Source organism: Roseovarius sp. MMSF_3350 (genome assembly GCF_030733425.1).
In the GTDB taxonomy this organism is placed as follows: Bacteria; Pseudomonadota; Alphaproteobacteria; order Rhodobacterales; family Rhodobacteraceae; genus Roseovarius.
In genome coordinates this window covers 285,561-299,086 of record NZ_JASHIZ010000001.1, presented here as the reverse complement: position 1 = coordinate 299,086, position 13,526 = coordinate 285,561, and the positions used below count along the sequence as shown (strand labels likewise).

Genomic DNA, 13,526 nt, shown 5'->3' with positions numbered 1-13,526 from the left:
GAACGGTGAACGATCATGCAGCAGCTCTATCTGACGATGGCGATATCAGCACTGACGGTGGTTCTGCTGGGCCTGACCTCGGGCCCCTTGCAGAAGCTACCGGTTTCTCGACCGCTGCTGGCACTTTGCGTCGGAATTGCTGCAGGGCCTACAGGCGCGGGCTTACTGCGCCCGGACGAATGGGGAGCGCCGCATGCGATCCTGAAAGAGGCCGCACGGCTGACATTGGCGATCTCCGTGATGGGTGTGGCCCTGCGTGTGCCGATAAGGGATCTCCTGGAGTTGCGGCGGCCTCTGCTTATCCTGCTTGGACCGGGGCTGTTGCTGATGTGGGCGGTCTCCAGCGGTCTGGCGTGGCTGGCATTCGGGCTGGCGCCGTTGCTGGCGATGAGCCTCGGAGCGGCCCTCACGCCGACCGATCCGGTCGTCGCGGCCTCGATCGTCACCGGGCATGTCGCCGAGGCCGAGTTGCCGCAAAAGAGCCGGAGCATCCTGTCAGCGGAATCAGGCGCCAATGACGGGCTGGCCTATCTGCTGGTGCTCCTGCCTCTCCTGATGATGACAGAAGGAAGCGAGGCGGGGCTGACGCAGGTGATCACCCATGTCATCCCTGTCGACCTCCTGCTCGCGGTCGGGATAGGGGCGACGCTTGGTGGGCTGACCGGCGTGGCGCTGCGCGTCGGCGATCGGCGCGGCTGGGTGGAGCACAGCTCGCTTCTGGGCCTCTCGGTGGCTCTGGCGCTGCTGGCGGTGGCCGGCGCGCATGCCGTGGGCTCGGATGGTATACTGGCGTCCTTTGCCGCCGGCGTGGCTTTCAATACGCTCGTCGATCGCGAGGCCGAGCTGGAGGACGAGAACGTGCAGGAAGCCGTCACCAAGCTGTTCACCCTGCCAGTCTTCGTGCTGACCGGGGCTCTGTTGCCGTGGAACGCATGGCTTGATCGTGGCTGGACACTGCTCATTTTCGCTTTGGCAGTTCTGGTGTTGCGCCGGCCGCTGGCGATCCTGCTTTTGGTCCCGTTTCTGAAGATCACTCGTCGCGACGCAGTGTTCTTTGGCTGGTTCGGACCGGTCGGTGTGGCAGCGATCTACTATGCCCTTCATGCCGAAGAAACCCTTCACGATCCCCGCATTTGGGCGATGGCGAGCGCCGTAGTCGCGGTTTCAGTGCTGCTGCATGGGGTAACGGCCAGCCCCGGCGTGATGCTCTACGGCCGCAGGGCGAAGGGTACGCGCCCTGAGTGATCGGCCGCTCGGCCCGGCCTCGGGTGATTAAGCTGGTGCTTCACCTCCAACAGGAACGGATACGGCCGCGACTCCGGCCTGCGCCCGCTTGGATTCAGCTTGAAGAGCCCCCTGAACCGACAAGGCCCCAAAATCCGAAAACGACCGCAAAGACCGCTCCTGTAAAACCCAAGAGCATGAGAAGACCGTCGCGGTAGAGCAGGCCAAGGCCGAAAATCGCAACAACGATCATGGGCCCGGACGTGGCGAAAGGAACAACCTCGAGAGGCGGCACCATAAGGAGAAGCCCCAGGATCACGATGCAGGCCGCCCGCCTTGCAGTCGAGCCCGCGAAACCTGACAGGCGCTCCTGAAGCTTTGCATCGATCCGAAGCGATAGAGGCTTCAACCAGTCAACTGACTTGATCACGCGTTCCGACCTGAGCTTGCGTCGACGGAGCCAGTCGGGAGCCCAGAAATGCTCATAGCCCGCCAGCAGTCGAATAGTGAGAATGGCGAGCGTGAGCGCGAGGAATGTCGGGAAACCCGGAATGCCGCCGATGGGAGTGAGTTCGAGCAGGGGCAGAGTGGCCAATGCGGGTCCGTATCCACGATGATCGAGCGCATCGATCAAACGGCCTGCCTCAACCGAATCTCTTCCCTCGAGAGCTTTTTCGAGCTCTTCGAGGACGTCACTTAAAGCGCCTTCTTCTTCCCTCATACCGCGACATCCTCCACCGGAACCAACGCCATCTGGAAACGATCGTTCCTCGATCTCACATTGCGCGTCGAGCTCGATACAGGCGTCAGCACATCCCGTTCCCAAGAAGCCCGCCAGGCCCGATCCGGGCTGTGAACGCTGATCGATAAGTCTGATTTCAAAGGCTGGTTCAGCCGCTTTCGAAGCGCTCTCGTGCAGCCAACAGCAATCGATGAATCGTTGCCCGGCGCGATCAGCGTCTGACCAACTCCACTCGACTACTACGGGTCCCCAAGGGCTGCGTCCCGGCAGACGGCCACTTTCCCTGTCGCTGCGATGCAATCGGGCTCGGATTACGTGGCCCTGTCCGGGCCCTTCCAGCCACAGGTCCAGGCCAAAGCAAAAGGCGCGAAGTTTCCCCCGCGCCTCTAACTGGGCCAGGCCCAGGGGCGAAACGTCCGCCTCAGAAATCCACCTCGATGGCGCGGCCCTGCTCCACGGCCAGTTCCACGACGCTCGCGGCCACGGCCAGATCCTGCAAGCCCACGCCGGTGCCGTCGAACAGAGTGATCTCCTCATCGCTCGTCCGCCCCGGATGGGTGCCGTTGATGACCGCGCCGATCTGGTGCACGTCGCCTTCCGTGATCAGGCCCTCGCCCACTGCGTGCTGCGCCTCGCCAATGCTGATCGACTGCGCCACCTCGTCGGTGAAGACCGTCGCCTTTTGCAAAAGTGCCGCCTCGACCTCCTGCTTGCCTTTGGTATCGGTGCCCATGCACGCGACGTGACAGCCCGCACCGACATGGTCGGCCATCAGCGTGGCATTGAACGACGAAGTGATCGAGATGATCACGTCCGCTTGCGTCATCCCGTCCAGTTCCACCGCCTCGAAGGCCACGCCGGCTTCCTTGGCGACCTTCTCGATATTGGGCAGCATCTCGGGGTGATAGTTCCAGCCGATCACCTTCTCGAACTGGCGCTGCTCCAGCGCCGCGCGCAGCTGGAACGTCGCCTGATGCCCCGCGCCGACCATGCCGATCACCTTGGCATCCTTGCGCGCCAGATGCTTGATCGACACCGAAGAGGCCGCGGCAGTGCGCAGCGCGGTCAACAGGTTGCCGCCCACCATCGCCTTGGCCTTGCCGGTATCGGGATCGAACAGGAACACCGTCGACTGGTGGTTGATGATGTCCCGCTTCTCCAGGTTGTTGGGCCAGTAGCCCCCGGCCTTCAGCCCCAGCGTCAGGCCCGCCTTGTCGAACCCGCCCTTGAAACCGTAAAGCGCGTCCTCGTGCCCGATCGCCTCGCGGACGACCGGAAAGTTGTACGCGTCACCCGCCGCCATCGCGGCAAACACCTTTTCGACAGCATCGAACGCCGCTTCTCGGGTCATCAGGTCGGCAATCTCGCGCTCGGGAACAATGATCATGTTTCGGGGCCTTTCAAAAAAGCGGGGTCAGCGAAAAGCCAACCCCGACAGTCCACAGGAAGAATTGGGTTCAGTATGCGTGGCCGCGGGCCGACACCGGCCAGACGGTTTCCACCTTGCCGTTCCGCACGCCGACATACCAGTCATGCACGTTGGCGGTCGGGTCGCAGTGGCCCGGCACCAGCTTGAGCTTGTCGTTGACCTTCAGCGCGCCGCCGGGATCCTTCACCACGCCATGCTCGTCCGAGCATTTGATGTATTCGACGTCATCGCGGCCAAACACCACCGGCAGGCCACTGTCGACCGACTGCGCCTTCAGGCCCGCGTCGACGATCGCCTTGTCCGCCTTGGCGTGGGACATGACCGAGGTCAGGATGAAGAACGCGTTCTCCCACTCGCCCTGGTCGATCCGCTTGCCTTCCTTGTCCAGGATGCGGCCGTAATCGGCGTCCATGAAGGCGTAGGAGCCGCATTGCAGCTCGTTATACACGCCCGAGTTCGACTCGAAGTAATACGATCCGGTGCCGCCACCGCCGACGATATCGCAGTCCAGCCCTTCGGCCTTCAGCGGGTCGACCGCGTCCTTCACCATCGCCACGGCGATGTCGATCTTCTCCTTGCGGTCGTCATAGCTGTCCATGTGCTGCATCGCGCCCTGATAGGCCTGGATGCCCGAAAACTTCAGCCCGTCTGCCGCGTCGATCGCCTTGGCAATCTCCACCACTTCCGGCGTCGTTGTCACGCCGCAGCGGCCCGCGCCACAGTCGATCTCGACAAGGCACTCGATCTCGGTGCCGTGCTTCTGCGCCGCCGCCGACAGGTCGGCCACGTTGGCCAGGTCGTCCACGCAGCAGATCGTCCGCGCGCCCAGCTTCGGCAGCTTGGCCAGTCGTTCGATCTTGGCCGGGTCGCGCACCTGGTTCGACACCAGAATGTCCTTGATGCCGCCACGGGCGAACACCTCGGCCTCGGATACTTTCTGACAGCAGACGCCGCACGCGCCGCCCAGTTGCTCCTGCAGCTTCTGCACGTCCACGGACTTGTGCATCTTGCCGTGGGTGCGGTGGCGCATGCCGTGTTCCTTGGCGTAATCGCCCATCTTCTTGATGTTGCGCTCCAGCGCGTCGAGGTCCAGCACAAGGCAGGGCGTCTGGATCTCGGATTCATCCATTCCCGGCTTGGCCGGAATGTCGAAGCCCACTTCGAAATCGTCGAGATTGCTCATGTCTTTCATCGGATCTCTCCCTATCCAATTGATGTGACTGTCATGCAGGGCCTCGCCGCCCTGCTGGCTCATATCGTCTACGTAAGTTTCCTATCGGAAACCACAACCGGGTGCAAAGGAATCACGTCATCCACGGCAACTTGTCCAGATCGACATTGCCGCCGGTCACGATCACACCCACGCGCTTGCCCTGGAAGGCAGCGGGGTTCTTCAGGATCACCGCCAGAGGCACGGCACAGCTGGGCTCCATGACGATCCGCAGGTACTTCCACGTGATCTTCATCGCCTCGATGATCTCTTCCTCGCTGGCGGTATACATCTCGCTGACGTGGTTCGACACGAAATGCCAGGTCAGGTCCTTCAGCGGCACTTTCAGCCCGTCGGCAATGGTGTCCGGCGCGTCGTCGGCGATGATATGCCCGGCCTTGAAACTGCGATAGGCGTCATCCGCCTGCTCCGGCTCGGCCGCGATGATCTTCACCTCGGGCGCCAGATTCGACAGCGTCAGGCAGGTGCCCGAAATCATGCCGCCGCCACCGATGGGCGCGACCATCATTTCAAGGCCATCGACCTGCTCCATGAACTCCTTCGAACACGTCCCCTGCCCGGCGATCACGCGCGGGTCGTTATAGGGATGCACGAACTCGCCGCCGGTCTTTTCCTGCACCTCGGCGAACACCGCCTCGCGGCTTGACGTGGACGGCTCGCACTCCGTGATCGTCCCGCCATAGCGCCGCACGGCGTCCTTCTTGGCTTGCGGCGCGGTGCGCGGCATCACCACGTTGCACGGGATGCCCCGCCGCCCCGCCGCATAGCTCAGGCACAGCGCGTGGTTGCCGGACGAGTGCGTCGCCACACCCTTCTCGGCCTGTTCGTCGCTCAGGCCGAACACGGCATTCGATCCGCCACGGACCTTGAACGCCCCCGGCTCCTGAAAGTTCTCGCATTTGAAGAACAGTTCGGCGCCGGTCAACTCGTTCAGATAAGCCGACTGCAACACCGGCGTCCGGTTGATATGCGGCTTGATCCGCTCATGTGCGTCCAGCATGTCCTGGTATGTGGGGATATACATCTCCGTGGCGTCCTTCATCAGGCAGCGTCCTTCTGGCTCTGGGCCGGGCGCCGGCGCCACACATCCTGTGCCGCTGCCACACCGGACCCAAGTTCGATATCAAGACCCAGGTCCACCATGCACATTTCCGCCGTGCCAAGGCCGGACAGGGCCATCGCATCCGTCAGGCTTCCAAGGTGACCAAAGCGGAACACCTTGCCCGCGACCTCGCCAAGACCCACGCCGAACGCCATGCCATAGGCATCCGCCGCATGGGTCACGATCTCGGTCGCGTTGAAGCCTTCAGGCGTGCAGATAGCGCTTACCGTATCCGAGTAAACCTCCGGCGACTTGGCACAAAGCGGCATTCCCCATGCCTTCGCCGCCGCGCGAACGCCATCGGCAATGCGCGTGTGCCGGGCGAAAACCGCCTCCAGCCCTTCGTCCAGCAGCATGTCGCAGGACACTTTCAGACCGTTCATCAACCCCACGGCCGGCGTATAGGGATAGGCGCTGGCCGCATAGCCTTTCAGCATGTCGTGCACATCAAAGAACGTCCGGTGCAGCTTGGCCGACTTCGTCGCCTCCATCGCCTTTTCGCTGAACCCGACGATGGCCAGGCCGACAGGCAGCATGAACCCTTTTTGCGAGCCGGTCACGGCTACGTCCACGCCCCAATCGTCCATGCGGAAATCCATCGACCCGATGGAACTGACGCCGTCCACGAACAGCATCGCGGGGTGGCCGGCGGCGTCCATCGCCTTGCGGATCGCTTCGATGTCCGACTTCACGCCGGTCGCCGTCTCGTTATGCGTGGCCAGCACCGCCTTGATCTCGTGCCCCTTGTCGGCGGTCAGGATCTCGCCGTACCGCTCGGCGGAAATGCCCTCGCCCCAGGGGGTCTCGTCGATCACCAGGTCAAGACCGTGCCGCTCGCACATGTCGATCCAGCGGTGGCTGAACATGCCGTTGCGCGCGATCAGCACCTTGTCGCCCGGCGACAGCGTGTTGGTCAGCGCGGTTTCCCAACCGCCCGTGCCGGTCGACGGAAAGATGAACACCTCCGCCGAGGTCGACTTCAGCACCTTCTGCACGCCCGCGCGGGCGGGGTGCAGGATATCTCCGAAGATGGCCGACCGGTGGTCGATCGTCGGCATATCGCAGGCTTTGCGCAGGCTCTCCGGCACGTTGGTCGGGCCGGGAATGAAAACGGGATTCTGAAAACTCATGTTCGTCTCCTCCAAAACTCACCGCCTGTGTACAGGGCTTGCTCACGCTTGAAAATTTTTTTGAAATCGTTTTTCATTTTTGATTTGAGTTGATTTATTTATACTTGTCAGATGCTTATATTTTTCATAATGTGAAGTAATATTTCAAAATTATACCGAGGCACCAAATGGCCGAGCCGAATCCCGCCCCCCGACGCGCCCGCGGCCGCCCCCGCGGCTGGGACGACAAGACCGATCAGAACACCATCAAATCCCTCGACCGCGCCATGGAAGTGCTCGACTACGTCAGCCAGCACCAGGGCAAGGCGCTTTCCGAACTCGCCACCGAGATGGACCAGTCCCCCGCCACGCTCTACCGCGTGCTCGTCACGCTGGAAACGCGCGGCCTGGTGGAGTTCGACCCCGAGGAACAGGCCTGGCATATCGGCCCGCAGGCCTTCATCATCGGCGCCCGCTTCCTGCGCCGCACCACGCTTGTCGAACGCGCCCGCCCCATCCTGCGCCGCCTGATGGAGGCGACCGGCGAAACCGCCAACCTGGGCGTCGAAACCTCCGGCCAGGTCCTCTTCGTCAGCCAGGTCGAAACCCATGCCAGCATCCGCGCATTCTTCCCGCCCGGCACGCTCTCGCAGATGCACGCCTCGGGCATCGGCAAGGCGCTGATGGCCGAAATGGACGACGCCCGCCTGGCCCGCCTGCTCCAGGGTCAGACCCTCACCGCCTATACCGAGCACTCCATCACCGACGCCGGCATATTGCGGGCCGAACTCGCCCGCACCCGCGCCCGCGGCTATTCCATCGACGGTGAGGAAAAGAACATCGGCATGCGCTGCATCGCCGCGCCGGTCTTCGATTTCAACAACGAGCCCGTCGCCGGCATCTCCGTCTCCGGCCCCACCAGCCGCGTCGGCACCGGCGATATCGACCGCCTCAGCGCCGCCGTGATGCAGGCCGCGACCGACCTCACCACGGCCATCGGCGGCGTCACCCGCCACGTTCCCGGCACCTGACCCTTCCCATTCCCGCGCCGCTTGGCTACGCCTTCCCTCACAAGAAGGAGCCCGACCATGGACCGCGCCCAGATCGTGCACGAAAACTTCCTGTCCCGCACCGCTGCGGGCGACCTGCCCCCGGGCCGCGATCCTGTCGGTCCGCTCGACCCCGACACCGCCCGCCTCATCTTCCGCGCCCAATGCCTCTCCCGCGCGCTCGACGCCCAGGCGCGCGTCATGCAAAAGGCCGGTCAGGGCTACTACACCATTGGCTCCTCGGGGCACGAAGGCATGGCCGCCGTCGCCGCCGCCCTGCGCCCCACCGACATGGCCTTCCTGCATTACCGCGACGCCGCCTTCCAGATCGCCCGCGCCCTGCAGACCGGCCACGACGATATCGCCATGGACATGGCCCTCTCCTTCGCCTGCTCCTCCGAGGATCCCATCTCCGGCGGCCGCCACAAGGTGCTTGGGTCAAAGGCGCTCAACATCCCGCCCCAGACCTCCACCATCGCCAGCCACCTGCCCAAGGCGGTCGGCACCGCCTATTCCCTCGGCCTCGCCCGCCGCCACGCGCCCGAGCATGAACAGCTGCCCCGCGACAGCATCGTCATGGCCAGCTTCGGCGACGCCTCGGCCAACCACGCCAGCGCCCAGGCCGCCTTCAACACCGCCGCCTGGACCGCCTACCAGAACGTCCCCCTGCCAATGCTTTTCGTCTGCGAGGACAATGGTATCGGCATCTCCGTGAAAACCCCCAAGGGCTGGATCGCCGCCAATTTCGCCCACCGCCCGGGCCTGACCTACATGGCCTGCGACGGGCTGGATATCTACGACACCTTTGCGACGGCCCAGCGCGCCGCCCACCACGCCCGCACCCACCGCCAGCCGGTCTTCCTGCACATCCGCACCGTGCGCCTCTACGGCCATGCCGGCGCCGACGTGCCCACCACATACCTGCCCAAATCCGAGGTCGAGGCCGACGAGGCCAACGACCCCCTCCTGCATTCCGTCCGCCTGCTGGACAGCTCCGGCATCCTGACCCCGCCGGACGCCCGCACCCTCTACACCGACACCTGCGCCGAGGTCGAAAAGACCTGCGACAAGGCCGCCACCCGCCCCCGCTTGCAAACCGCGCAGGATGTCATGGCCTCCCTCATCCCGCCGAAACGCGACTGCGCCCCCACCAACGGCCCCTCTCCCGAGGCCCGCTCGCAGGCCTTCGGCCCCGACCTCAAGGCGATGAATGAGCCGCAGATCCTGTCGCGTCACATCAACTGGGCGCTCACCGACCTCATGCTCACCCACCCCGAGATCATCTGCATGGGCGAGGATGTGGGCCGCAAGGGCGGCGTCTACGGCGTCACGCAAAAGCTGCAAAACCGCTTCGGCCCCGCCCGCGTGATCGACAGCCTGCTCGACGAAACCTCGATCCTCGGTCTCGGGCTTGGCTTGGCCCATAACGGCTTCCTGCCGATCCCCGAAATCCAGTTCCTCGCCTATCTCCACAATGCCGAGGACCAGTTGCGCGGCGAGGCCGCAACCCTGCCCTTCTTCTCGGACGGACAATACACCAACCCGATGGTTATCCGCATCGCGGGGCTCGGCTACCAGAAAGGCTTCGGCGGGCATTTCCACAACGACAATTCCGTCGCCGTCCTGCGCGACATTCCCGGCCTGATCCTTGCCTGCCCCTCCACCGGCGCCGATGCCGCCATGATGCTGCGCGAATGCGTCCGGCTCGCGCGCGAGGAACAGCGCGTCGTCGTCTTCCTGGAACCCATCGCCCTCTACCCCATGCGCGATCTGTCCGAGGCCGGCGACAACGCCTGGCTCACCACCTATCCCGACCCGTCCGAGACCATCCCCCTCGGCCACGTCGGCCAGCACGGCGACGGCACCGATCTGGCCATCGTCACCTTCGGCAACGGCCACCACCTCTCGCGCCAGGCGCAGGCCCACCTCGACGCCGACGGCCTCAAGACCCGCGTCATCGACCTGCGCTGGCTTTCACCCCTGCCCGGCCCGGCCCTCCTGGACGCCGTGACCGATTGCGACCGCATCCTGATCGTGGACGAAACCCGCCACTCCGGCGGCGTGGCCGAGGCGCTGATGGCGCTCTTCACCGAGCATACGGACATCCCTCACAGCCGCCTCACCGCCACCGACAGCTTCATCGCCACCGGCCCGGCCTATGCCGCCACGATGCCCTCGGCGGACACGATCCTCGCCACCGCGCGCACCCTCTGCCGCGATTAGACGACCTCGGCTTTCATCGTTCCAGAAATACTCAAAATCGCCACGTGGGCCACACAGCGCAACGTCCGCTCTGTTAATCCGGCGCACCTGACGCGGCCACCGTCGCGATACCACTTAAATACCGACGCGATACCGACGTGGTTTTCGCCTTTTCCGCCCCGTTAACCTTCGCGTCCCGCCGTCACGCCAGCCCCGGCAGCCACAGCACGATGATCGGAAACGCCACCAGCAGCCCGATCGTCACCGCATCCGCGATGAAGAACGGCATCACCCCCTTGAACACGTCCTGAACGCTCAGGTCCGGGCGCACGCCCGCCACCACGAAACAGTTCAGGCCGATGGGCGGCGTGATCAAACAGAACTCCGCCATCTTCACCACCAGGATCCCGAACCAGATCGCGCACATCTCGCCCGACATGCCGAAGGCGCTGTCCTCGACGCTCACGAACTCGCCCCCGTTCAGCGCCATGACCGCCGGATAGACCACCGGCAGGGTCAGCAGCAGCATCCCGATCGCATCCATGAACATGCCCAGCACGGCATAGGCCAGCAGGATACAGATCAGGATCAGCATCGGCGACACGGTCAGCGACGTGATCCAGTCGGCAAACGCCCCCGGCAGGTCCGCAAACCCTAGGAATCGCACGTAAATCAGCACACCCCAGATGATGGTAAAGATCATCACCGTCAGCTTCGCGGTCTCGATCAGCGCCGACTTCAACTCGCCCAGCCGCATACCCCGGTAGAGCGCCATCAGGAATACGATGAACGCCCCAACCGCGCCGCCTTCGGTGGGCGTGCCCCAGGCATCGCCGAACGGGTTGTAGACGAAGAAGATGATGATCACGACCACCGCCACGATAGGCAGCGCGGCCGGCAGCGCGGCGAATTTCTCGCGCCAGGTGAACCCGCCCACCGGCGGCCCCACGGACTTGAAAATGACCGCGATCCCGATGATCAGCGTGGCATAGACAATGGCCGAAAACGCCCCCGGAATGAACCCCGCAAGCAGCAGTTTGCCCACGTCCTGCTCCACGATGATGGCATAGATCACCAGGATGGCAGAGGGCGGAATAAGGCTCGCCAAGGTGCCCCCGGCGGCCACCACGCCAGCAGCGAACTGTTTGTTATACCCAATTTTAAGCATTTCGGGGATAGCTATGCGGGCAAACACCGCCGCCGTGGCCACCGACGCCCCCGACACCGCCGCGAAACCGGCGGTGGCGAACACCGTCGACACGGCCAGACCACCGGGCACCCAGGCGATCCACCGCTTGGCGGCCTCGAACAGGGCGCGCGTCAGGCCCGCGTAATAGGCCAGGTACCCGATCAGGATGAAGGTCGGGATCAGGGAAAGTGCGTTTGCCGACACCTTGGAATGCGGCACCTGACCGGCGACCTTGACGCTGATCTCCACCGCTTTCCACAGCCGGGCGGGGTCATAGTCGAACCCGTTCCAACGCAGCCACACAAGGCCCAGGAACCCCGCCAGCCCGGCGGCAAAGGCCACGCGCATCCCGATGACCACCATCACCAGCATGAAGCCGGTGGTCCAAAGGCCGATGGTGATCGGATCCATCAATCCCGCCCTTCCAGCTGCTCGGCCTCAAGCGCGGCCTGCTCGGCGACCGACAGGGCCAGTGGCACCGCGACGGGTCGCTCCAGGCCACGCAGGAAGGCGCGGCCATACCCGACGGCCTGCAACACCAGCCTGACCACCAGCACGCCCAGCGCCACCGGCACGACCAGTTTCGCCGGCCACACGGGCAACCCGATGTCGATGGTGCTGTCCCGCGAACACAGGGGCCGTGCACAATCGAACGACCGGTCGAAATGCGCCCAGGAGCCCCAGACCAGAGCCACGATCAACACCAGCACCAGCAGCACCGTCAACAGTTCCAGAAACCACAGCAGGCGCCCGCTCAGGTTCCCGATCAGGATGTCCATGCGGATATGCCCGCCCTCGCGCTGAACATAGGACACGCCCATGATCGCAATGAGCGGCATCAGCACCTCGATGTAATCGACATATCCCGCCAGCGGCGCGTCGAAAAACTTGCGCCCCGAAACCGAGTAAGCCGCCAGAAACATGAGGGAAAACGCCGCGATCCCGCTCAACAGCGCCATGAACCGCTCCAGGGGAAGCAGCGCGCGATCAAGCCGGCTCAGCAGGCTGCTGTCGCTCAGAACGGTCGATGCCCCGGCCATCCGATCCTCCCCCGTCAGGAATACAGCACCGCCCGGCGCGACGCCGGGCGGTGCAGATCATGTGCGATCAGTTGGAGGCGCGCTGCTCTTCAAGCGTGCTCTGCACGAGGTCGTAAAGCTCCTGGCCCGGCAGGCCCTGCGCTTCCATCTCCTCGATCCAGGCTTCACGTGCGGGGTCCGCGGCCTGCGCCTTGAACTCTTCTTTCACGCTGTCCGAGATCATGACCTTTTCGACGCCTTTCTCTTCCAGAACGCTGTCCCAGCGCTTCAGAAGCTCGCCGTAGTTGGCCAGGTAGTGGTCCAGTGCCTCGGGCACCGAGCTGTCCAGCGCCTCGCGGTGTTCGTCGCTCAGCCCTTCATACGCGTCGATGTTCACCACCACCGGGCAGTTCACCGTGCCGGGGTTCAGGTTGGCCGTCCACCAGTCCGCCTGGTTGATCGTGCCGAACGACAGGTGCGCGTGCTGCGCAAACGACACCGTGTCGACCACGCCCGATTCCATCGCCTGATAGGCTTCGGTCGCGGTAACGGATGTCGGTACCGCGCCGACCGCCTTGAACGCCTCGCCAAGACCGCCTGTGGCCCGCACGCGCATGCCTTCGAAGTCGGCCAGCTCGTCGCGCGGCTCGCCGGTTCCGACCAGGTTGTACTGCGGCATGGGCGATGTCATCAGCAGCTTGGCGTTCCACTGCTCCATCTCCTCCGTTGCTGCGGGGTGGTTGTAGACGGCCGTCGAAACCGCCACCTCTTCCTCGAGGTTGCTGACACCCAGGAACGGCAGCTCCAGCACGGTGATCACGCGGTTCTTGTCGGGGTGATAGCCCGCGCAGAACTGCGCCATCTCGAAGGCGCCGATGGAGATCCCGTCCAGGTTTTCCTTGTTGTTGGACAGCCCGCCATAGCTGACGTTCATGGTGAACTCGCCGTCGGTCTTCTCGGCGACCAACTCGGCCAGCTTCTCGACATGCTCGGTGAAGGCGCGGCGCTTGCCCCAGACCGAGACGTTCCACTCCACGGCCAAGGCTTCTCCGGCAAAAGCAAAGGACAGCGCGGCGGTGACGCCGGCTCCGATCATCTTGTTCATTGGTTCTCTCCCTGTTTGTGCCGGGAATACTAAGTGTCTCGACCCACGACGCAACAGGGTATTTTTGGGTAGATATTCGGCAAACCGAAAAAGCCGCCCCGGATGGGACGGCTCTCCATGGCGGA

11 protein-coding genes are annotated in these 13,526 nt (G+C 64.1%); 3 read left to right on the top strand and 8 right to left on the bottom strand.

Translation table 11 applies throughout. From position 1 onward, the window contains the following. The first annotated feature begins 15 nt into the window (after nucleotides 1–15). Nucleotides 16–1,245: a cation:proton antiporter gene (locus tag RBB31_RS01445; protein ID WP_306127479.1), complete on the top strand. Its 1,230-nt coding sequence runs from the start codon at nucleotides 16–18 to the stop codon at nucleotides 1,243–1,245. A gap of 94 nt (nucleotides 1,246–1,339) precedes the next feature. Here the strand turns inward: RBB31_RS01445 and RBB31_RS01440 are convergent, their stop codons facing one another. From RBB31_RS01440 to bhcA, 5 genes are all read right to left on the bottom strand, one after another. Further along, on the bottom strand, nucleotides 1,340–1,945 hold the full coding sequence (locus tag RBB31_RS01440; RefSeq protein WP_306127478.1) for an exopolysaccharide biosynthesis protein: 606 nt from the start codon (nucleotides 1,943–1,945) through the stop codon (nucleotides 1,340–1,342). A 442-nt stretch (nucleotides 1,946–2,387) separates the two neighbouring features. After that, entirely contained in the window at nucleotides 2,388–3,353 is a 966-nt protein-coding gene (bhcD, locus tag RBB31_RS01435) for an iminosuccinate reductase BhcD (RefSeq protein WP_306127477.1), read from the bottom strand. 70 nt (nucleotides 3,354–3,423) lie between these two features. Further along, nucleotides 3,424–4,587 (bottom strand): 3-hydroxy-D-aspartate aldolase BhcC, encoded by a 1,164-nt coding sequence (gene bhcC, locus RBB31_RS01430; RefSeq protein WP_306127476.1) that lies wholly within the window; start codon nucleotides 4,585–4,587, stop codon nucleotides 3,424–3,426. A gap of 112 nt (nucleotides 4,588–4,699) precedes the next feature. Further along, entirely contained in the window at nucleotides 4,700–5,668 is a 969-nt protein-coding gene (gene bhcB / locus RBB31_RS01425) for a beta-hydroxyaspartate dehydratase BhcB (RefSeq protein WP_306127475.1), read from the bottom strand. Then, the gene (gene bhcA / locus RBB31_RS01420) at nucleotides 5,668–6,858 is read right to left on the bottom strand and encodes an L-aspartate--glyoxylate aminotransferase BhcA (RefSeq protein ID WP_306127474.1); all 1,191 of its coding nucleotides are present in this window, start codon (nucleotides 6,856–6,858) and stop codon (nucleotides 5,668–5,670) included. The genes bhcB and bhcA overlap by 1 nt, the downstream gene beginning before the upstream one ends. Before the next feature lie 167 nt (nucleotides 6,859–7,025). Here bhcA and bhcR point away from each other — a divergent pair, with 167 nt between their 5' ends. Next, nucleotides 7,026–7,868 carry an HTH-type transcriptional regulator BhcR gene (gene bhcR / locus RBB31_RS01415; protein WP_306127473.1) on the top strand — a complete coding sequence of 281 codons (843 nt, stop codon included), beginning with the start codon at nucleotides 7,026–7,028 and terminating at the stop codon, nucleotides 7,866–7,868. A 57-nt stretch (nucleotides 7,869–7,925) separates the two neighbouring features. Beyond that, on the top strand, nucleotides 7,926–10,109 hold the full coding sequence (locus tag RBB31_RS01410) for an alpha-ketoacid dehydrogenase subunit alpha/beta (RefSeq protein ID WP_306127472.1): 2,184 nt from the start codon (nucleotides 7,926–7,928) through the stop codon (nucleotides 10,107–10,109). Between the two features lie 181 nt (nucleotides 10,110–10,290). Here the strand turns inward: RBB31_RS01410 and RBB31_RS01405 are convergent, their stop codons facing one another. The 3 genes from RBB31_RS01405 to RBB31_RS01395 all read right to left on the bottom strand — a co-directional run bounded on the left by RBB31_RS01405 (nucleotide 10,291) and on the right by RBB31_RS01395 (nucleotide 13,401). Further along, nucleotides 10,291–11,688 (bottom strand): TRAP transporter large permease, encoded by a 1,398-nt coding sequence (locus RBB31_RS01405; protein WP_306127471.1) that lies wholly within the window; start codon nucleotides 11,686–11,688, stop codon nucleotides 10,291–10,293. Further along, nucleotides 11,688–12,317 (bottom strand): TRAP transporter small permease subunit, encoded by a 630-nt coding sequence (locus RBB31_RS01400; RefSeq protein ID WP_306127470.1) that lies wholly within the window; start codon nucleotides 12,315–12,317, stop codon nucleotides 11,688–11,690. The genes RBB31_RS01405 and RBB31_RS01400 overlap by 1 nt, the downstream gene beginning before the upstream one ends. Nucleotides 12,318–12,384: 67 nt before the next feature. Next, a complete protein-coding gene (locus tag RBB31_RS01395; RefSeq protein ID WP_306127469.1) occupies nucleotides 12,385–13,401 on the bottom strand; it encodes a C4-dicarboxylate TRAP transporter substrate-binding protein in 1,017 nt (338 codons plus the stop codon). Between the last annotated feature and the right edge of the window lie 125 nt (nucleotides 13,402–13,526).